Source organism: Flavobacterium notoginsengisoli, from assembly GCF_014207905.1.
In the GTDB taxonomy this organism is placed as follows: domain Bacteria; phylum Bacteroidota; class Bacteroidia; order Flavobacteriales; family Flavobacteriaceae; genus Flavobacterium; species Flavobacterium notoginsengisoli_A.
In genome coordinates this window covers 497,273-516,275 of record NZ_JACHLB010000003.1, presented here as the reverse complement: position 1 = coordinate 516,275, position 19,003 = coordinate 497,273, and the positions used below count along the sequence as shown (strand labels likewise).

General features: G+C 32.7%; 18 protein-coding genes and 1 other RNA gene. 12 read left to right on the top strand and 7 right to left on the bottom strand.

Going from position 1 to position 19,003, the window contains the following annotated elements; translation table 11 throughout:
- The first annotated feature begins 140 nt into the window (after window positions 1–140).
- Both bshA and HNP35_RS12490 read left to right on the top strand, forming a co-directional pair.
- Entirely contained in the window at window positions 141–1,286 is a 1,146-nt protein-coding gene (gene bshA / locus HNP35_RS12495; RefSeq protein ID WP_184162342.1) for an N-acetyl-alpha-D-glucosaminyl L-malate synthase BshA, read from the top strand.
- Between the two features lie 16 nt (window positions 1,287–1,302).
- On the top strand, window positions 1,303–1,725 hold the full coding sequence (locus tag HNP35_RS12490; RefSeq protein ID WP_184162339.1) for a protease complex subunit PrcB family protein: 423 nt from the start codon (window positions 1,303–1,305) through the stop codon (window positions 1,723–1,725).
- A 165-nt stretch (window positions 1,726–1,890) separates the two neighbouring features.
- On the opposite strand, the gene HNP35_RS12485 is transcribed toward HNP35_RS12490, so the two are convergent.
- Complete coding sequence (locus HNP35_RS12485) at window positions 1,891–2,388, bottom strand: hypothetical protein (protein ID WP_184162336.1); 498 nt, start codon at window positions 2,386–2,388, stop codon at window positions 1,891–1,893.
- A gap of 139 nt (window positions 2,389–2,527) precedes the next feature.
- A complete protein-coding gene (locus HNP35_RS12480) occupies window positions 2,528–3,349 on the bottom strand; it encodes a UDP-2,3-diacylglucosamine diphosphatase (protein ID WP_184162333.1) in 822 nt (273 codons plus the stop codon).
- A gap of 188 nt (window positions 3,350–3,537) precedes the next feature.
- Between HNP35_RS12480 and aroC the strand changes: the two genes are divergently transcribed.
- From aroC to HNP35_RS12465, 3 genes are all read left to right on the top strand, one after another.
- On the top strand, window positions 3,538–4,596 hold the full coding sequence (gene aroC, locus HNP35_RS12475; RefSeq protein ID WP_184162331.1) for a chorismate synthase: 1,059 nt from the start codon (window positions 3,538–3,540) through the stop codon (window positions 4,594–4,596).
- Between the two features lie 52 nt (window positions 4,597–4,648).
- Window positions 4,649–5,911: a dicarboxylate/amino acid:cation symporter gene (locus HNP35_RS12470; RefSeq protein ID WP_184162327.1), complete on the top strand. Its 1,263-nt coding sequence runs from the start codon at window positions 4,649–4,651 to the stop codon at window positions 5,909–5,911.
- 191 nt (window positions 5,912–6,102) lie between these two features.
- A complete protein-coding gene (locus HNP35_RS12465; RefSeq protein WP_246453502.1) occupies window positions 6,103–8,220 on the top strand; it encodes a response regulator in 2,118 nt (705 codons plus the stop codon).
- Here the strand turns inward: HNP35_RS12465 and HNP35_RS12460 are convergent.
- Window positions 8,217–9,464 carry a DEAD/DEAH box helicase gene (locus HNP35_RS12460; RefSeq protein WP_184162324.1) on the bottom strand — a complete coding sequence of 416 codons (1,248 nt, stop codon included), beginning with the start codon at window positions 9,462–9,464 and terminating at the stop codon, window positions 8,217–8,219. The two genes, HNP35_RS12465 and HNP35_RS12460, sit on opposite strands and share 4 nt — an antisense overlap.
- A 136-nt stretch (window positions 9,465–9,600) precedes the next feature.
- The gene (locus HNP35_RS12455; protein WP_184162322.1) at window positions 9,601–10,638 is read right to left on the bottom strand and encodes a formimidoylglutamase; all 1,038 of its coding nucleotides are present in this window, start codon (window positions 10,636–10,638) and stop codon (window positions 9,601–9,603) included.
- Window positions 10,639–10,736: 98 nt separating this feature from the next.
- Between HNP35_RS12455 and HNP35_RS12450 the strand changes: the two genes are divergently transcribed.
- Window positions 10,737–11,615 (top strand): hypothetical protein, encoded by an 879-nt coding sequence (locus HNP35_RS12450; RefSeq protein WP_184162319.1) that lies wholly within the window; start codon window positions 10,737–10,739, stop codon window positions 11,613–11,615.
- Between the two features lie 90 nt (window positions 11,616–11,705).
- Here the strand turns inward: HNP35_RS12450 and hutI are convergent, their stop codons facing one another.
- Together hutI and HNP35_RS12440 are read right to left on the bottom strand one after the other, a co-directional pair.
- Window positions 11,706–12,944 carry an imidazolonepropionase gene (hutI, locus tag HNP35_RS12445; protein WP_184162316.1) on the bottom strand — a complete coding sequence of 413 codons (1,239 nt, stop codon included), beginning with the start codon at window positions 12,942–12,944 and terminating at the stop codon, window positions 11,706–11,708.
- Window positions 12,945–13,057: 113 nt separating this feature from the next.
- Window positions 13,058–14,110: a glutaminyl-peptide cyclotransferase gene (locus tag HNP35_RS12440; protein WP_184162314.1), complete on the bottom strand. Its 1,053-nt coding sequence runs from the start codon at window positions 14,108–14,110 to the stop codon at window positions 13,058–13,060.
- An 88-nt stretch (window positions 14,111–14,198) separates the two neighbouring features.
- On the opposite strand from HNP35_RS12440, the gene ffs reads away from it, so the two are divergent.
- The 6 genes from ffs (at window position 14,199) to HNP35_RS12410 (ending at window position 17,260) form a co-directional block, all read left to right on the top strand.
- An RNA gene (gene ffs, locus HNP35_RS12435) (signal recognition particle sRNA small type) lies at window positions 14,199–14,296 on the top strand.
- A gap of 77 nt (window positions 14,297–14,373) precedes the next feature.
- On the top strand, window positions 14,374–14,751 hold the full coding sequence (locus tag HNP35_RS12430; RefSeq protein ID WP_184162312.1) for a hypothetical protein: 378 nt from the start codon (window positions 14,374–14,376) through the stop codon (window positions 14,749–14,751).
- Window positions 14,752–14,770: 19 nt separating this feature from the next.
- Window positions 14,771–15,574, top strand: coding sequence for an SDR family oxidoreductase (locus HNP35_RS12425; RefSeq protein WP_184162309.1), 804 nt, complete (start codon window positions 14,771–14,773; stop codon window positions 15,572–15,574).
- Between the two features lie 4 nt (window positions 15,575–15,578).
- Complete coding sequence (locus HNP35_RS12420) at window positions 15,579–15,770, top strand: hypothetical protein (RefSeq protein WP_184162306.1); 192 nt, start codon at window positions 15,579–15,581, stop codon at window positions 15,768–15,770.
- A gap of 247 nt (window positions 15,771–16,017) precedes the next feature.
- Window positions 16,018–16,674: a fructose-6-phosphate aldolase gene (fsa, locus tag HNP35_RS12415; protein ID WP_184162302.1), complete on the top strand. Its 657-nt coding sequence runs from the start codon at window positions 16,018–16,020 to the stop codon at window positions 16,672–16,674.
- Window positions 16,675–16,765: 91 nt separating this feature from the next.
- Window positions 16,766–17,260 carry a hypothetical protein gene (locus HNP35_RS12410; RefSeq protein WP_184162299.1) on the top strand — a complete coding sequence of 165 codons (495 nt, stop codon included), beginning with the start codon at window positions 16,766–16,768 and terminating at the stop codon, window positions 17,258–17,260.
- Between the two features lie 120 nt (window positions 17,261–17,380).
- Here HNP35_RS12410 and HNP35_RS12405 read toward each other — a convergent pair whose 3' ends face one another.
- The gene (locus HNP35_RS12405; protein WP_184162296.1) at window positions 17,381–18,850 is read right to left on the bottom strand and encodes an MFS transporter; all 1,470 of its coding nucleotides are present in this window, start codon (window positions 18,848–18,850) and stop codon (window positions 17,381–17,383) included.
- Window positions 18,851–19,003: the final 153 nt, after the last annotated feature.

Genomic DNA, 19,003 nt, shown 5'->3' with positions numbered 1-19,003 from the left:
ACTGGTCTTTTATATTTCAAAAGTTGTGCTTCTCGAAAAAATTATTAACTAGAATTAATCTAATTTTGTCAAAAATCTAACAATTTAAAAGCTTATTTAAACGTGATTTTTGAGTATTTTCGTAGAATTAAATTTAATACATGAAAATAGCAATTGTCTGTTATCCTACTTTTGGAGGTAGTGGTGTGGTAGCCACTGAGTTAGGTCTTGAGCTAGCCAGAAGAGGACACGAAATACATTTTATCACATACAGTCAGCCAGTGAGGTTGGCACTTTTAAATCCGAATGTACATTATCACGAAGTTAATGTTCCGGAGTATCCATTGTTTCATTATCAGCCATATGAATTAGCGTTATCGAGCAAATTGGTTGATATGGTTAAATTATATAAAATTGAGTTGTTGCACGTGCATTATGCGATTCCGCATGCATATGCGGGTTACATGGCAAAACAAATGCTGAAAAATGAAGGGATTAATCTTCCGATGATTACGACGCTTCACGGAACTGATATTACGCTTGTTGGAAATCATCCGTTTTATAAGCCGGCGGTAACTTTTAGTATCAATAAATCGGATTATGTGACTTCGGTTTCGCAAAGTTTGAAAGATGATACTTTGAAATTATTCAAAATTAAGAATAAGATAAAGGTGATTCCGAACTTTATTGAATTGGATAAAGTAAAAAAAGACCCAACGGCACCGTGTCATCGTTATGTTATGGCGAATGAGAATGAGCGTATTATAACACATATTAGTAACTTTAGAAAAGTAAAGCGTATACCAGATATTATTAAGATTTTCTATAATGTTCAAAAAGAGATTCCAGCTAAGTTAATGATGGTTGGTGACGGACCAGAAAAAGAAAAAGCGGAAATTTTATGTCAGGAACTTGGGATTTTAGATAAAGTGATTTTCTTTGGAAATAGCCACGAAATTGATAAAATCTTATGCATGACCGATTTGTTTTTGCTTCCTTCTGAAACGGAGAGTTTTGGTCTGGCAGCTTTGGAAGCAATGGCTTGCGGTGTTCCAGTTATTTCGAGTAATTCGGGCGGTTTGCCAGAGGTTAATTTTGATGGTTTTTCGGGTTACTTAAGCAACGTTGGAAATGTCGAAGAAATGGCTGAAAATGCATTGAAAATTTTAAGAGACGATGCTGTTTTAAATCAGTTTAAGGCAAATGCTTTAGAAGTGGCTAGAAAATTTGATATCAGAAATATTCTTCCTAAGTATGAAGCATTGTATCAGAAAGCGGTTGATGACTACAAATATGAAAAGCATTAATTTTAAAGAGCGATAAATGAAAAAAGTAATTTCTGTTTTAGCAGTTTTTGTTATGATTTCGTGCGGCGTTAAGAAAGTTGAAAATTCAAACGCATTGTATGAAGTTTTGACAAAACAATCTGATGGCGGAGGAAACATTAAGTTTTTTGAGATTTTAACGGAACCAAACGAAATTAAAATGCTTCAAAATGATCCTCTTTTAGCAGATAAAATGAAGAGTCCAAATGTTCACGATTATAATTATGTAATCTTGAATATGGGAGAAAAAAATACCAGCGGTTATTCTATTGATGTCGAAAAAGTAGAAGAAACGGATAAGAATATTGTAATAACTGTTAAGGAAAATAGTCCTGCTAAAGATGCAATGACGATGCAGGTTATTTCATATCCGTATACAGTAGTGAAAATACATTCTAAGAAAGAGATTATTATTAAGTGATTAGTAATAGGTGATTAGTGATTAGTCCTTATTAGTGATTTTAATAATCTAACTGTCAGGCTGAGCGAAGTCGAAGCCCTTACATAGAACTTATTTCAAATTAAAGCATAAAAAAACCTGTCGCTAAACGACAGGTTTCTTTTTTACAATTTTTTTTATTTTTATTTAGAATCTGAATTTAACGCCTAAACCAACGTCAAATCCAAAGTTATCATCATCATAGTATCCTGAACCGATTTCTGGTCTGGCATCTAGCGATAATGTCAAAGGTACTTCTTTAAATCTGTATTCGATACCAACATCTCCAGCCGCAAAAACATAAGTTCCGCTGTCATTGTATCTGTATCCTGCATTGTAATAATCGTAATCCCAAGCGGCTAAACCTCCACCGACACCAGCGTACCAGTTAAAACCTCCATCAATATTCCAAACCCATTGATAAAGAGCAACACCTTTAATAGCGTCAACATCTCTACTATTTCTCCAGCCTAAATCAAATTCAAGTCTGTTTTTTTGATTTAATCCTAATTGGTAAGATACCTCTCCTCCAAATCCGTTATTGTCTCCTAAACGTAGTCCTAAAGCGTGTTTTGAAATTTCTTGTGATTGAGCCGTAAATGCTAATCCAAAAAGCATAATGGCAGATAAAATTATCTTTTTCATAAATGGTTAATTATTTTTTTTCAAATGTATTATTACAGTTAAATAGAGAACGTATAATATTTTTGAAAATTGTTATATAATTCACATTTTTGATTAGATAAACACTCAATATGCTTGTTTTAAGGGCTATAAAGTAGAATTATTTCAAAATAATTGATGATATTAGTTGCGAGGTAAGAATATCTTCCATTTCAAATAAATTTTCTTCTTCTACAAAATTGCTGGCTTTATAAGAGAATAATTTCCAACGTTTTTTATGATATTCTAAAGCGGTTAAATTTTCTACCCAATCCCCAGAATTAAGGTATAATGTTGATCCGTGTTTATTTTCTTTAGTCATAATTTTGGGCTCATGAATATGACCGCAAATAACATAATCGTATTTTTTTTCTATAGCTAAATCAGTTGCAGTGGTTTCAAAATCAGAAATAAATTTTACTGCTTTTTTAACGCTTGCCTTAATTCTCTTAGAAAAGGAATATGGTTCACGACCTAATTTCCCCAAACACCAGTTTGCAAAACGATTTATAAGTATTAGATAATCATACCCTAATCCGCCCAATTTTGCAATCCATTTAGAGTGTTGTACAGAAGCATCAAATACGTCTCCGTGAAAAATCCAAGCTTTTTTATCGTCTAATTCTAAAACTAATTTATCCACCAAAGCAAAATTTCCCATATTCATATCACTGAATTTTCGAAGTATTTCATCGTGGTTTCCAGTAATATAATACACTTTTGTTCCTTTAGAAGCCATTCCGATAATGCGTTGTATAACGCGTAAATGCGCTTTTGGAAAGTACGATTTACGAAATTGCCAAGCATCAATTATATCGCCATTTAAGACTAAAGTTTTTGGTTTAATGCTTGAAAGATAGTTGTTTAGTTCTTTAGCGTGACTTCCGTAAGTTCCTAAATGGACATCAGAAAGAATGACCAATTCGACATTTCTCTTTTTCAATTTTTCTTGATTTGAAGTTTTACAAATTAAGAAAAATCGGCGCAGATTTATTTTATCAAAAGGTTATGAAAAAGCGGATAATTTTACCAAATTGTGATTTTTATTCCAGTTAATGTTTAGTTAATAATACCAGTTTTAAATTTTTTAATTTAATTCATAAAACTTACATTTGCTCAAAACAAATTACAATGGCAGGAAACAGCTTCGGCAAACTATATAAAGTAACAACATTTGGAGAATCTCACGGTGAAGCTTTAGGCGGAATCATCGATGGATGCCCTCCTGGAATTCAACTAGATTTTGAAGCAATTGAATTAGATATGGCTCGTAGAAAGCCTGGTCAATCAGCAATTGTGACACAAAGAAAAGAACCAGATGCAGTACAGTTTTTATCTGGAATTTTTGAAGGAAAAACAACTGGAACTCCAATTGGTTTTATCATTCCAAATACCAATCAAAAGTCTGACGATTATTCTCATATAAAAGATAACTACAGGCCAAGCCATGCTGATTATGTTTATGATCAAAAATATGGTTTCCGTGATTATCGCGGTGGCGGAAGAAGTTCTGCGAGAGAAACAGCAAGTAGAGTAGTGGCAGGAGCCATTGCAAAACAAATGCTTTCTGAAATTAAGATCAATGCTTATGTTTCTTCTGTAGGTCCAATTCATTTAGATACTCCATATCAAGAATTAGATTTTTCTAAAATAGAAAGTAATCCTGTGCGTTGTCCTGATGAAAAATCGGCAGCGATTATGGAAGAATACATTCGTGATATTCGCAAACAAGGAGATACTGTTGGAGGTGTTGTAACTTGCGTTATCCAAAATGTTCCAGTTGGTTTAGGAGAACCTGTTTTTGATAAGCTTCATGCAGAATTAGGAAAAGCAATGCTTTCTATAAATGCGGTAAAAGGTTTTGAATACGGAAGTGGTTTCTCAGGTTCTGAAATGAAAGGAAGCGAGCACAATGATTTATACAATCCTGACGGAACTACAAAAACTAATCTTTCTGGCGGAATCCAAGGCGGAATTAGCAACGGAATGGATATTTATTTTAGAGTAGCTTTTAAGCCTGTTGCAACTATTATGCAAACGCAAGACTCATTAGATAATAAAGGAAACATTACACCAATGACAGGAAAAGGACGTCATGATCCGTGTGTAGTGCCTCGCGCAGTGCCAATTGTGGAAGCAATGGCAGCAATTGTTTTAGCTGATTTTTATTTAATCAATAAAACATATTAGTAAAAGGTAAGACAGTGAGGGTCTTATATTTTAATAATCAAAAAATAAATTAATGCAAGAAGTTACAGAAACTAAAAAACAATCATTTTTTTCGGGATTAACAGGGCAAATTATAATTGCTATGGTTCTTGGAGCTGTATTAGGAATTATATTGCACAATAGCATTTCGCCCGAAGCTGCACAAGCATTTAGTAGTAAAATAAAAATGTTGGCAACCGTCTTCATTCGTTTGGTGCAAATGATTATTTCTCCTTTGGTTTTTACAACTTTGGTAGTAGGAATTGCGAAATTAGGTGATATTAAAACCGTTGGAAGAATTGGAGGAAAAGCTATTGGGTGGTTTTTTACGGCTTCATTCATCTCATTGTTAATTGGATTGTTTTATGTAAATATATTAGAGCCAGGTGTTGGATTAAAACTAGACCATGTGGATATGGCGGCAGCTTCTGAAGTTACTGGTAAAACTCAAAACTTGTCTTTTGACAATTTCGTTGAGCATATCGTACCAAAAAGTATCGTTGAAGCTATGGCAACTAATGAAATTCTGCAGATTGTCGTTTTCTCAATTTTCTTTGGATTGGCAGCTGCATCTTTAGGAGAGAAGGTAAAACCGATTATTGGTGCTTTTGATAAGTTGTCTCACATCGTTTTAAAAATGGTAAATTACGTTATGAAATTTGCGCCAATTGGTGTTTTTGGAGCAATTGCAGGAGTATTTGCTATTCGAGATGCAGAAGAATTGATAATTACTTATTTTAAATTTTTCGGATCATTCTTAATTGGTATCAGTACACTTTGGATCATTTTAATTGCTGTTGGGTATATTTTCTTAAAAGGAAGAATGACAGAGTTGTTAAAGCGTATTACTGGGCCTTTAGCAATTGCTTTTGGTACAACAAGTAGTGAAGCTGTATTTCCTAAGTTGACAGAAGAATTAGAAGGTTTTGGTGTAAAGGATAAAATTGTTTCTTTCATGCTTCCTCTTGGATATTCATTTAATCTTGACGGAAGTATGATGTATATGACTTTTGCAAGTATATTTATCGCACAGTTCTACAACGTACATTTGGATTTAGGAACACAAATGGCAATGCTTTTGGTTTTGATGTTAACAAGTAAAGGTATAGCAGGTGTTCCAAGAGCAAGTTTAGTAGTTGTAGCAGCTACTTGTGGAATGTTTGATATTCCTGTAGAAGGTATCGCATTAATTTTGCCAATTGACCACTTTTGCGATATGTTTAGAAGTGCAACCAATGTTTTAGGAAATGCTCTAGCTACCTCTGTAGTAGGGCAATGGGAAGATGCTAAAGAATAAGAAAAAGTAGCGCTGAGATTACAATTTTAACCTTAGTTGTCTAAATAACAATTGAAAAGCTGTATTTTTTTTTGAAATACAGCTTTTTTTTATTTTAAAGTGTATATTTGATTAAACTAGCCCGATTGATGCCCCAAAAACGGATTTATTTACTTCTATTTTTTTGCCTGAATTTCAGCATAAATTCGGCTATGGCGCAATCTGATTGTGGATTAAATCCTAAAACAGAAAAACTAGTTAAACAGGCACTTTCGTATTTCAGAGAATCTAACTTTGAAAAATCACTAATACTTTCTCGAACTGCCTTAAATGAGGCTACAATGCAAAAGGATAATTGTCTTATTGCACGGTCTTACAATATAATCGCTGCTAATTATAATGCGGTGTCAGAATTTGATAAGTCTATCTTTTTTTATAAAAAAAGTTTAGGTTATGCTAATAAAACCAGTAACGATTCTATCAAAGCCAATATTTACAATAATTTAGGAAATATGCATTGCTTTGATCGAGGAGAATTTGATCAAGGAATTCGATACTATAAAAAGGCGATCGCGTACTGCTTAAAAACAAATAACTTAAAAGATGTGTTTTTTACGAATGTCAATATAGCTTGGGCGTATTTTGATATTAAAAATTACGATGAAGGATATCTTTTCTTAAAGTATGTAAACAATAACATGAAATATGCAGATGATTCTACAGAAGTTATTGTTAATATGCTTAATGGTATTTATTTAAGTTATAAAAAACAGAATGATGAGGCTGATGCTTATTTTTTAAAAGCAATAGAAGCGGGAAATAAGTGCGAGGAAAAAACAGATTTATCAAATGCCTATTTAGAATATGCTACCTTTTTAAATAAAATTGATAGACATAAAGAAGCTTACGAGACTTTAAAAAAATATAATAAAATTTCAGAAGAGATTTATAATGAGGGAAAGTTAAAAAAAGCTTCCAGTGCAGGAATAAGACTAGAACTCGATGAATATAAAAGAGAGATTGATAAGATCGAAAATGAAAAAGTAGAACAATCTCAAAGTCTGAAAAAATCAAGAATTATTGTAATTCTATTTATTCTTATTTCTTTGATTCTTCTTTTCTTAATTATCACTTTAATAAAGAATATTCGATATAAGAAAAAACATAATTTAGAGCTTTTAAAAGCAAAAGAAATAGCCGAAGAAGCTTCTCTGTTAAAAACTCAGTTTATTTCTACTATTAGCCATGAATTGCGTACTCCGCTGTATGGTGTTGTTGGTATCACCAATATGCTTTTAGAAGAGCATGAGGAAATCTCCAAAAGCCAACATTTAAGTTCTCTAAAATTCTCCGCTAGATATTTACTTTCTTTGGTAAATGATATTCTTCAGATTAATAAGATAGAAGAAAATAAGATTGTTCTAGAAAATTTTACATTTAATATTTTAGACGAAATCACTGTTATTAAGAACTCACTATCTTTTCTTTCTCAGAAAAATAATAACAAAATTTCTATAGATGTTGACCCTGCAATTCCAGAATATTTGATTGGAGATAAACTTCGATTATCACAAATTTTGATGAACTTAGTAAGTAATGCATTAAAATTCACGAAAGAAGGAGAAGTAGAAATAAAAGTAGATTTAGTGAATGTTGAAGGAAAGCTAAATTACTTGAATTTTATGGTTAAAGACAACGGAATTGGTATCGCAGCAGTAGACCAGAGTAAGATTTTTGAAAAATTTGTTCAAGTCGGGCGTAAAGATGCCGATTATCAAGGAACTGGTTTAGGGCTTAGTATCGTAAAAAGGTTGTTGGGACTTTTTGGAAGTACGATTACATTGGATAGTGATCTAGGAAAAGGAACTTCATTTTCGTTTGTAATTGCCTTTGAGCATGATTTAGCTAAAACTAAAAGTATAATTAATGAAATTGAAGTCGATTTAACTTCAAATGAAATCTATAAAATTTTGGTTGTTGAGGATAATTTGATCAATCAATTGGTAACCAAAAAGATTATTGAAAAAAACAATTATGCCTGTAAGGTTGTTGATGATGGTTTCGCAGCATTGAAAATCTTAGAAAATGAAGTTTTTGATTTGATTTTAATGGATATCAATATGCCTTTAATGAACGGATTTGAAACCACAAAACGAATTCGCCTTTTGGGAATCGAAACGCCGATTGTTGCTTTAACTGCTTTTGATAAAGATGAAATTACAGATGAAGCCATTACAGCTGGTATGAATGATATTATTATAAAGCCTTTTGAACCAGTAAAATTATTTAAAATAATAAATTTCCTTATAAACGAAAAAAACGCTGTTTAATACCAGCGTTTTTTGTTTTTCTTGGAAGAATTAGATTTTCTCGATTTATGAGCTCCACCGCTTCTGTTTGAGTTTTTAGGTTTTTCTCCAGCTTCTGGACTTCCTGAATGCCATGGGTACGGATGATCTGTAATGATTTGTACATCTACTTTGATCAGCTTTTTAATATCTTTCCAGTAAGGCTCTTCATCTTTTCCACAGAAAGAAATTGCAATTCCTCCATTTCCTGCACGTCCTGTACGACCAATACGGTGTACATAGGTTTCTGGAATATTAGGCAAATCAAAATTGATAACATAAGGTAATTGTTCAATATCAATTCCTCTTGCAGCAATATCTGTTGCAACTAAAACCCCAACTTCTTTATTTTTAAAAGCATCTAAAACGCGTTGTCTGGCATTTTGAGATTTATCTCCATGAATAGCTTCAGCTGGAATGTCTTTCTTGCGAAGCGCTTTTACAACATTGTCAGCGCCGTGTTTTGTTCTCGAAAAAACAAGTACGTTTGATAAATTTTCTTCCTTAATCAACTTATACAACAAGTTTCTCTTTTCTGTTTTATCAACAAAATAAACGCGTTGTTCTACATTTTCTGCTGTTGATGAAACAGGAGAAACTTCTACTTTTTCAGGATCTTGAAGAAACATTTCTGCCAATTCACGAATGGCAATTGGCATTGTTGCTGAGAAAAGTAATGTTTGTCTGTTTTTAGGTGTTAGCTTTATGATTTTTTTGACATCGTTTATAAAACCCATATCCAGCATTTGATCAGCTTCGTCAAGCACCAAAGTATGTAAATGATTCAAATCAAGAAAACCTTGTTTGTGTAAATCTAATAAACGGCCTGGAGTAGCTACTAAAATATCAATGCCGTTTTTTAAAGCATCAACTTGCGGATTTTGTGAAACACCGCCAAAAATAGTCAGCTGTGTTAAATTGGTATATTTTGCATAAGTGTCAAAACTTTGTCCAATTTGTACAGCAAGTTCGCGAGTAGGCGTAACCACAAGCGCACGAATTTGTTTTGCCTTTTTTGAAGAACCAACAATTCGGTGTAATTGATGTATAATTGGGATAGCAAATGCTGCCGTTTTTCCTGTTCCTGTCTGCGCGCAGCCAATTAAATCTCGCCCTTCTAAAACCACAGGAATGGATTTTTCCTGAATAGGAGTCGGATTTAAATAGCCTTCTTCAAATACGGCTCTTTGTATACTTTTTGAAAGTGATAAATCTTCGAATAACATATCTAATTTGTTAGGTATTTTAGTTTAATGTACTAAAATGCTGTGCAAAGATAGGTTTATTCAGCCAATCGTTTGTTTGATTTTGCTTTTATTTGGCAAACCTGCTTAGTTACAGGATTGAAATTGGTGTTCAAAATCAATCCTGTTCTAAGTTTGCTTTTATAAAATCGGTTACCAAATAACCAATTAATTTTCCAATTAAATTATTGTTTGGTGCATTGTCTAAGTCTGGTGCTCCTTCGCAAATATGAATATAGGCGGCGTTTTTATGTTCTGCAAAAAAGGAAACAAATTGTCTTAGTTCTTCTACAGAAAAACCGCTTATAGTCATAGCGCTGCTGGCAATATTTGGAATTGCATCCAAATCTATTTCAATTCCGAAAGCATCATTTTTAATAAAATCTAAGGCAGTAATCATTTCACGATTAAAGTCTTTTTCTTTTCTGATGTTTACGCTGTCGTAAGTATTATAGCGAACTCTATCTTCTAGTTTTTTAATAATATCTAAAACGCTTTTTGAAGTGTAATTTTCATGCAATCCAAAAATGAAATATTTTTTTAGAAAACCTTCTTCATAAGCGTATGAAAATCCATTTCCGCTATGACGGCCTTCTAAAATTCTGAAATCAGAATGGGCATCAAAATTAATAGCATTTATTGGTTTTCCTTTCGCTAAAGCGGCACCTTTAATATTTCCGTAAGCGTTATTATGACCGCCACCAATAATAATAGGTGTTTTTCCAGCTTTAATAATCGTAAATATAATATGAGATACTTCTTTGTCTATTTTTTCAACCAGCTGACTTAATTTAGAACGATCGTCGATGTCGTTAAAATCTAAGTTTTCAACTTCACGCATTTCATCAGCAACATTTATATGTCCTAGAATAATAATGTTACTTCCTTTAGAAAATCTGTTGTGTTGAATGTTGGCAATACTTTTTATGGCACACTGCCATGCAGAAGCAGCTCCAGGTCTTCCGTAATTGGCACGCACACCAATATCTTCAGGAATTCCTAAAAGCACATATTTAGCTTCACTTTGTTTTAGAAAATCAACTTTGTCAGCTCCAGATGGAATGACAATCATTTTTTCTCCGAACTTTATTTCACCACTTCGATGATTTGTGACTTTTGCTAAATCATTTATAGTGAAAGGGATTAATTTCTCCATTAAAAAAATTTATTTTCCAAAAATAATATAATTGTACTAACTTACGTTATTACCTTATATTAATTCTTAAATTTGTTATTAAAGAAAATTTTTTAAATATGGAAAACCCAAAGAACAACAATTCAAGTCTAAAAGCGATAATCGCGGTTTTAGCAGTCCTACTAATTGGTAGCTTAGTGTATATTTTTAAATTATCTTCTGATTCAGAAGTAGTTAAAACAGAACTTACAACATCTATGACAGAGAAAGAATCTGTTATGAAAGATTTGCAGGAGTTAAAAGCAACTTATGATGCTGCAATTGCTGAAAATACTTCAATGTCTGATGAGTTGATCCAAGAAAGGGATAAAGTAGTTGCTTTAATGGATGATTTAAACAAATCTAAAGGGGACGTTTCTAAATACAAATCTCAAGTTCAGGCTATGCAAAGTAAAATGAAAACTTTGGTTGCTGAAAATGATGAATTGAAAAAACAAAACGGTGTTTTAACAACTCAGAGAGATAGTACTATCGTAGTTTTAGGAGAATCTAAGAAGTTTAATGAAGTTTTAGTTGGTCAAAACGAAGAGCTTTCTAAAACTGTAGAAAGAGGTTCTAAATTATCTGTTTTAAATACAAAAACTGCTGCTTACAAATTGAGAAGCTCAGGAAAACAAATTGAAACAGATAAAGCAAGTCGTGCTGATATCTTAAAAGTTAGCTTTACAATTGCTGAAAACCAAATTGCAAAATCTGGTGACAAAACTTATTATGTTCAAGTAATTGACGCTAAAAACAATGTTTTAGGCGAAAAGAAAACTGAAAGTTTTGGAGATAATTCTTTAACATACAGCTTTAAAACTACTGTTAAGTACGAAAACAAAAGCGTAAATGTTAGTGAAGATCTTCCAGGAAAAGATTTCGCAAAAGGAACTTACTTTATCAATGTTTTTGATAATGATGAATTAGTTTCTAAAACTAGCTTCAGCTTAAGATAATTTAGCCAAAAGGGATAAAATACCACTTTGATATTAAAGGTCTGTGCATTTTCACAGACCTTTTTTTATTGTAATAATTGAATATAAATATTACTCGAGAATTTTACCTTCAACAAAAACAGATTCTATTAAATTGCTTCCAAACGCATAAGGAATCTGATAATATGATGAAATAGGTTTTGTCAGGATTAAATTTGCTTTTTTGCCTTTTGTAATGCTTCCATGAGTTTCTGAAAGTCCCATAGCGTAAGCTCCATTTATCGTTGCTGCATTTATGGCTTCTTCTGGAGTCATTTTCATTTTAATACAAGCTGTTGCTACAACAAAATTCATATTTCCGGATGGAGTAGAACCTGGATTAAAATCTGTAGCCAAAGCTAAAGGCAGCCCCGCTTTTATAATTTCTCGTGCAGGAGTATAAGGAATGCTTAAAAAATAAGAACAAGATGGTAAAGCAACAGGCATTGTTTCAGACTCTTTTAAAGCTTCAATATCTTCAGGAGTCATAATTTCTAAATGATCAACAGAAAGGGCTTCAAATTTAACTCCAGCCTGAATTCCACCAATAGAATTAAATTGATTGACGTGGATTTTTGGTTTCAAACCAAATTCAATTCCTGCCTGCATAATTTTTTCTGTTTCTTCAACAGAAAAATAACCGCTTTCGCAGAAAACATCAACATAATCTGCTAATTTATTTTTGGCAATTTCAGGAATCATTTTAGTAATGATTTCATCAATATAACCAGCTTTGTTTTCTTTATAGTGAGTTGGAAATGCATGAGCACCCAAAAATGTTGCTTTAATTGCAATAGGATAATTTTCTGCCAATTTTTTAATTACACGAAGCATTTTTAATTCGCCTTCAATTGTTAATCCGTATCCTGATTTTATTTCAACCGCTCCTGTTCCTAAATGCATTACTTCTTCTAGGCGAATTTTAGATTGCTCGTAAATTTCGTCTTCTGAAGTTTTATTAAGTTTTTTTGCCGAATTTAAAATACCGCCACCACGATTGGCAATTTCTTCATAGGTCAATCCATTAATTCGGTCAACAAATTCCTGTTCGCGATTTCCCGCATAGACAATGTGTGTATGGCTGTCGCACCAAGAAGGGAGGATTACTTTTCCTGTCGCATCAATAACTTTATCTGCGTTAATTTTTGGAAGATTTTCCATTGAACCAAAATCAGCAATAAGATCATTTTCTAGAACTAAAAAAGCGTTTTTAATTGTTGGAAGCTCTGCCATTTCAGCACCAGAAACTTTGCTAATCAAAGTTTCTCGAACTTGAAGTAACTCTTGTATGTTTGTGATTAATGTTGTCATTATTGATATCGGTATAAAACACAAATTTCACGAATTTTCACTAATGAATTGTGAAAACTCGTGAAATTTATGTCAAATTGGAATTTGGAATTTAAAAATTGAAAATTATTATTTTATTCTGAAACGGTAATTTCGAACATCTTGCTCCAGTTTTTACCTGTAACAAAAATAGTTTTGGTTTTAGGATTGTAGGCAATACCGTTTAAAACGTCATCTTTGGTGATGTCAGTCATTTCTTTACGCAAACTTGATAAGTCTAAAATTCCTTCAACAGCTCCAGATTCTGGATTTACAACAGCAATAGCATCTTTGAACCATACATTTGCATAAATTTTTCCATTTATCCATTCAATTTCGTTTACAGCTTTAATTTTTGATTCTCCCGAATAAACGTTGATGTAATCAATCATTTTCTGAGTAGAAGGATCAACTTTCCATATTTTTTCAGTTCCATCTGTTTGGTAAATGTACTTTCCGTCATTTGTCATTCCCCAGCCTTCAATATCTTTTTCGTAATCAAAAGTTTTTTCCAGTTTTAAAGTTTTAGCATTATAGATAAAACCCTTTTTGTTTTTGTATGTTAGTTGGAATAATTTATCATTTAAAAATGTAATTCCTTCTCCAAAATATTGCTGGTCAAGATCAATTTGTTTGTAAACTTTTCCTGTTTTATAATCGTATTTTTTTATAAATGAAGCTCCCTCTTGTCCGGTACTTTCATACAATGTATCCTTATAAAATTCTAATCCTTCAGTAAAAGCTTTTTTGTCATGAGCAAAAGTGTTTACTATTTTAAACTTTAAGGCTTTTGGCTGCACATCTGAAACCACTTCAATTCTTTTAGTGGCATCAGAAGAATCTCCACCAAAATAAACAGTCGCTTTTAGGTGTTGATAACCCAATTTTTGATCTACTAATTCAAATCTGAATTCTTTTGCACCTTTTGTACTTCCAACTCTTTGGTCGTTTATGAAGTAGGCAACGCTGTCGATTTCTTTCGATTTTGGGTTTAAAATTCCAATTGTTAGCGCTTCTTTTTGCGTAAAATGAGCAGGAAAAGCACTATCATCGATATTAAATAAAGAATTTTCAGCTTTATTTTTATCTCCACATCCAACCAAAGTAATTCCTAATAAAATGACAGCTAGGAAGTTATATTTTTTCATAGTTTAAAATTTGAATAAGCCAATATACGACGATATTTTTATAGCAACAAAGGTCTTGCAAAAATATAAAAAGGTTGTATATTTGCACCGGCAAGTCCTACACGACCAGCTCCTGCAGACTCCCCCAGGATGGGAACATAGCAAGGGTACGTGGTTGAGCGGTGCGATGTAGGTCGCTTGCCATTTTTTATTTTTTAGAATTTTTTACTTTGTAATCTTCCTTCTGGAAGATTTTTTTATTTTTGGTCATCTGGAAATTAAATATGAGTGACAAACTTTCAAAAATATTTTTAATTATTCTGATTGTCGGTTTGGGATATCTTTTTTTTAGACATTTTAACTATAGAAAAGAAATTAGAGATAATCGAGCCCGAACAATTTGTAAATATACTTTCTGTAAACAATTTCCAAAATCTACGGAGGCGTTTGTGAAATATTGTGTTGATGGTAAATTGTATAGAAATAGTTCAGGTGGATGTCCGGAAAATAGTGAAGTTGCATTAAATAAATATTATGTCTTAGATTATTCTACTATCGATCCTAATAAAATCATTGTAGATTTCTCAAAAGAAATTACAGATTCTATATTAATAAAAGAATTAGAATCTAAGCTCGAATTTAAATACTGGTTAGATCATTAAAAAACTCATAACTCAAAAAATGAATAAAGTCGTTTTAATTACCGGAGGATCATCAGGAATCGGAAAATCTATTGGTGAATTTTTACATCAAAAAGGTTTCGTTGTTTACGGAACAAGCCGTAATCCTGATAAAGTTGTCAATTCTGTTTTTCCTTTGGTTGCTTTAGATGTTCGAAATGCAGAATCTATTCAAAAAGCTGTTTCTAAAATTATCGAAACTTCAGGAAGATTAGATATTGTTATAAATAATGCGGGAGTAGGAATTACAGGGCCTTTGGAAGAAATTCCGACAGAAGAAATCAGAAATAACGTTGAGACAAACTTCTTTGGTCCGATTGAAGTGATGAAAGCGGTTTTGCCACAAATGCGCAAACAAAATTCTGGATTAATTATCAATATTACTTCAATTGCGGGTTATATGGGACTTCCTTACAGAAGTGTTTATTCAGCATCAAAAGGAGCTTTGGAATTAATTACTGAGGCTTTGAGAATGGAAGTTAAATCTTTCGGGATTGAGATTACGAATGTTGCGCCAGGAGATTTTGCAACCAATATTGCAGCGGGACGTTATCATGCGCCAGTTATTAAAGATTCTGCTTATGAAGCGGTTTACGGTGGTGTTTTGGCCACTATGAATGAGCATGTTGATGCAGGAAGCAATCCGAATGAAATGGCTGAAGCGGTTTATAAAATTATCCAAACTAAAAAACCAAATGTGCATTATAAAGTTGGTGCTTTTATGCAGAAGTTTTCGATTGTTTTGAAACGTGCGCTTCCAGATAAAATGTATGAAAAAATGCTAATGAACCATTATAAATTATAAACTTATGGAGAAGATTGCGGAATATTTACCAGCTGTTTTTGGTGTTTTAGTTTTACTGGTTATTTGGTTTGTGATTCGAAGAATTTTAGGAGCGGTTAGCGATAAAATTAATAATGCAGAAACTTATAAAGAAGATACTTTGAGGGTTTTGGAAGAAATCAGAGACGAATTGAAAGAACTAAACAGAAACAAATAATTTACTGTTTGTAAATATTTTGTGAATTTTCATATAATTTACAAATTGATTTCGTTTTTGAAATTGTTATTGGTATTGATTTCGTAATTTTGCACCTGCGTTTGCGTGAGGGATAGGAAAAGTCCGCCGCGGCGGAGCAGATAGCCTGACCAGATTTGAAAAAGCGCTTATATACGTTCTGATGGGTGCGTCTTTTGCAAATATGGTCGCGCCCAGAATAATCAACACAATTTAAATAATATAAATTATGAAATTTTTTATTGACACAGCTAATTTAGCTCAAATTAAAGAAGCACAAGCTTTAGGTGTTTTGGATGGTGTAACAACTAACCCGTCTTTGATGGCAAAAGAAGGAATCACTGGAAAAAACAACATTTTGAAGCATTATGTTGACATCTGTAATCTTGTTGAAGGTGATGTAAGTGCTGAAGTTAATGCATTGGATTTTGACGGAATGGTTAAAGAAGGTGAGGAGTTAGCTGAATTACATGACCAAATCGTTGTAAAACTTCCTATGACTAAGGAAGGTGTTATGGCAGCAAAATATTTTTCTGATAAAGGAATTAAAACAAACGTAACTCTTGTTTTCTCTGTAGGACAAGCTATTTTGGCTGCAAAAGCTGGAGCTACTTATGTTTCTCCTTTTGTTGGACGTTTAGATGACGTTTCTACAGACGGATTAAACTTGATCCAAGAAATTAGAGAAGTTTATGATAACTACGGATACGAAACTCAAATTTTAGCAGCTTCTGTACGTCACACAATGCACATTGTAAACTGTGCTAAAATTGGTGCTGATGTTATGACTGGACCACTTTCTGCAATTTACGGATTGTTGAAACACCCATTAACTGATATTGGTTTAGCTCAATTCGTAGCTGACTTTGAGAAAGGAAACAAGTAATCCTTAGATACTTACAAAATAAAAATCGTCTTTTTTCTAACGAGAAAAGGCGATTTTTTTTACTTTTATATTGAATCTTAAACAATTGATTATGAAAGTACTATTTGTTTTGTTGTCTTTTTTGATTGTGAATTCTTCAATAAATGCCCAAGCTAAAGTGATTACTTCTGTAAACGACGCTGGCGATGTGGCAACCTACGAACTAGATTGTTCGGTTAAATTTCAAACTTTGGCTAAAGGTTTAAAGTATAATATTACCAGACATGAATTTAAAGGACCAGAATTGAAAAACTCATATCGTTTAATGTTGGTGATGGATGGTTTTTATTCTAAAACTTTAAATAGCGAAATGAAAATTTCGGCAGTTTTAAGTGATGGAACAGTCATAGAAGCGAAAAAAACAATAGAAGATGATGGCTTTTTTGATGGAGCGTGCACGCTTAAAATTGCAAATCCTGAAGCGCTTTTAAAAGCGGATATCGATAAAGTAATAGTTCATGCTGATAAAGATGTTGTTTATCCTTTAACGGCACAAAATAAGGCGATATTTAAAAAGAATTTAAGTAATATTATTAATGCGAAATAAAAGGAGCTAAGGTTCTGAGATACTAAGATTCTAAGGTTTTATCTTTTTTGAAATAAAAAAATCCAAATTCCGTTTTGTAAATTGGAATTTGGATTTTTTTATATTGTTGTTTTTGAAATTTTAATGTCCGCCGCCTTCGCTTTCTACGTGGCTGATTCCTTGTTTTTTAAGAATTTTAGGGCAATAGAAACCATAGAATCCTAAATAAGCAAAACCTAGAAGTGGTACAATGTAAGAGAAGTGTGTCCAAGTAATTCCGAAGATTCCTCCTGGATGAGAAATATCAAAATCACAAATACTTCCTTGAATTAATGGAATTACTCCACCTCCAAGAATCATCATAATTAAGAAAGAAGACGCTTTTCCTGTGTTTTTTCCTAAACCTGCAATTGCTAGATCGAAGATAGAAGGCCACATAATAGATAAGAATAAACCTCCAGAGATGAAGAAGAATTTAGCAATTTCTGGATTTGGCCAAACTAGACCTAAAACCATCATTATTAATCCTGAAGCTCCGAAAAGCATTAAAGTTTTTCCAGCATTTTTACCTCCAACAAAACTTACTGCAATAAACAATAAGATCCAAAGTGGGTAGATGTAGAATGAAGAAACATCATGTGCAGCAAATATATTAGCTCCAATAATTACTCCAAATGCAGCAGCTGGCACAATAAATTTTAAAGCTGTGTTTACTAGATTAGAAGTGTTAAATACGTTTACACCACCATTCCAACGTCCAATCATCAAACTTCCCCAATAAAGGGCGATAAAAGGTGCAATAGCATCTTCTAGTACATTACCGAACTCGCTTGTGTGCAATAAAGCTGGTAAATTACTAATGATAGTTACTTCTGTTCCAACGTAAATGAAAATTCCTAACATACCCAAGTATAATTGTGGGTAATCAAGAATGTTGAAACTACTGTGTTTGTCTTTAATAACAGCCTCTTCTTCTTTTTCTGGATCTTCAATTTTAGAAAAATTCATGAAAACCGCTACAATGATAAAAGCAAGACCAAGGATGATAAATGGTAATTTAATATCTTCTAATGAAAGTGCTGTTTTTTTATTGTCACCCATTCCGAATAACGCGATACCTAATAAAATCGCTCCGATTGTTGTTCCGAAAGAGTTGATACCTCCAGCAAGCGTTAAACGGTGCGCCCCAGTGTTCGGACTTCCCATTTTAATTGCTAATGGATTTGCTACAATTTGCTGAATAGAGAAACCTAAACCAACAGTAAACAAAGCAGTTAAGAAGAAAGGGAAACTTTCCATAGTTGCGGCTGGAATGAATAAAAACGATCCAACAGCAGAAAGAAGTAAACCAGCTGAAAGTGTTCTTTTATAGCCGAACTTTTGGAGTACGTCAAGCTTTAAAGAAACTAAAAAGAAGATTATCGATCCTACAAAGTATGCAGCATAAAATGCCCATGCTACTAATTGTGATTGTACTTGCGATAAAGTAAATACTTTTTTGAATACTGGAATCAGGATGTCATTGGCAGAACCAACAAAACCCCAAAAGAAAAAGACGATTATCAACGAGATAAATTGCCCCCATTTGGTTTGCACATTTTCTGAACTCATAATAATAAGGTTAATTTTTTATTTATTGTTTTTTGAAGACCGTAAATATATTTGTTAGGATTATCAAAAAAAAATAAAAAGGTATAAATAATGTTAAATTTATACCAACGGCTTTATTTTTTCAACAAAGTGTTAATTTTAACCCACTTAGAA

What these genes read in the sequence shown, in the direction of transcription:
- bshA (WP_184162342.1), top strand. Translation starts at nt 141, where the DNA reads ATGAAAATAGCAATTGTCTGTTATCCTACTTTTGGAGGTAGTGGTGTG.
- HNP35_RS12490 (WP_184162339.1), top strand. Translation starts at nt 1,303, where the DNA reads ATGAAAAAAGTAATTTCTGTTTTAGCAGTTTTTGTTATGATTTCGTGC.
- HNP35_RS12485 (WP_184162336.1), bottom strand. Translation starts at nt 2,388, where the DNA reads ATGAAAAAGATAATTTTATCTGCCATTATGCTTTTTGGATTAGCATTT.
- aroC (WP_184162331.1), top strand. Translation starts at nt 3,538, where the DNA reads ATGGCAGGAAACAGCTTCGGCAAACTATATAAAGTAACAACATTTGGA.
- HNP35_RS12470 (WP_184162327.1), top strand. Translation starts at nt 4,649, where the DNA reads ATGCAAGAAGTTACAGAAACTAAAAAACAATCATTTTTTTCGGGATTA.
- HNP35_RS12465 (WP_246453502.1), top strand. Translation starts at nt 6,103, where the DNA reads ATGGCGCAATCTGATTGTGGATTAAATCCTAAAACAGAAAAACTAGTT.
- HNP35_RS12460 (WP_184162324.1), bottom strand. Translation starts at nt 9,464, where the DNA reads ATGTTATTCGAAGATTTATCACTTTCAAAAAGTATACAAAGAGCCGTA.
- HNP35_RS12455 (WP_184162322.1), bottom strand. Translation starts at nt 10,638, where the DNA reads ATGGAGAAATTAATCCCTTTCACTATAAATGATTTAGCAAAAGTCACA.
- HNP35_RS12450 (WP_184162319.1), top strand. Translation starts at nt 10,737, where the DNA reads ATGGAAAACCCAAAGAACAACAATTCAAGTCTAAAAGCGATAATCGCG.
- hutI (WP_184162316.1), bottom strand. Translation starts at nt 12,944, where the DNA reads ATGACAACATTAATCACAAACATACAAGAGTTACTTCAAGTTCGAGAA.
- HNP35_RS12440 (WP_184162314.1), bottom strand. Translation starts at nt 14,110, where the DNA reads ATGAAAAAATATAACTTCCTAGCTGTCATTTTATTAGGAATTACTTTG.
- HNP35_RS12430 (WP_184162312.1), top strand. Translation starts at nt 14,374, where the DNA reads ATGAGTGACAAACTTTCAAAAATATTTTTAATTATTCTGATTGTCGGT.
- HNP35_RS12425 (WP_184162309.1), top strand. Translation starts at nt 14,771, where the DNA reads ATGAATAAAGTCGTTTTAATTACCGGAGGATCATCAGGAATCGGAAAA.
- HNP35_RS12420 (WP_184162306.1), top strand. Translation starts at nt 15,579, where the DNA reads ATGGAGAAGATTGCGGAATATTTACCAGCTGTTTTTGGTGTTTTAGTT.
- fsa (WP_184162302.1), top strand. Translation starts at nt 16,018, where the DNA reads ATGAAATTTTTTATTGACACAGCTAATTTAGCTCAAATTAAAGAAGCA.
- HNP35_RS12410 (WP_184162299.1), top strand. Translation starts at nt 16,766, where the DNA reads ATGAAAGTACTATTTGTTTTGTTGTCTTTTTTGATTGTGAATTCTTCA.
- HNP35_RS12405 (WP_184162296.1), bottom strand. Translation starts at nt 18,850, where the DNA reads ATGAGTTCAGAAAATGTGCAAACCAAATGGGGGCAATTTATCTCGTTG.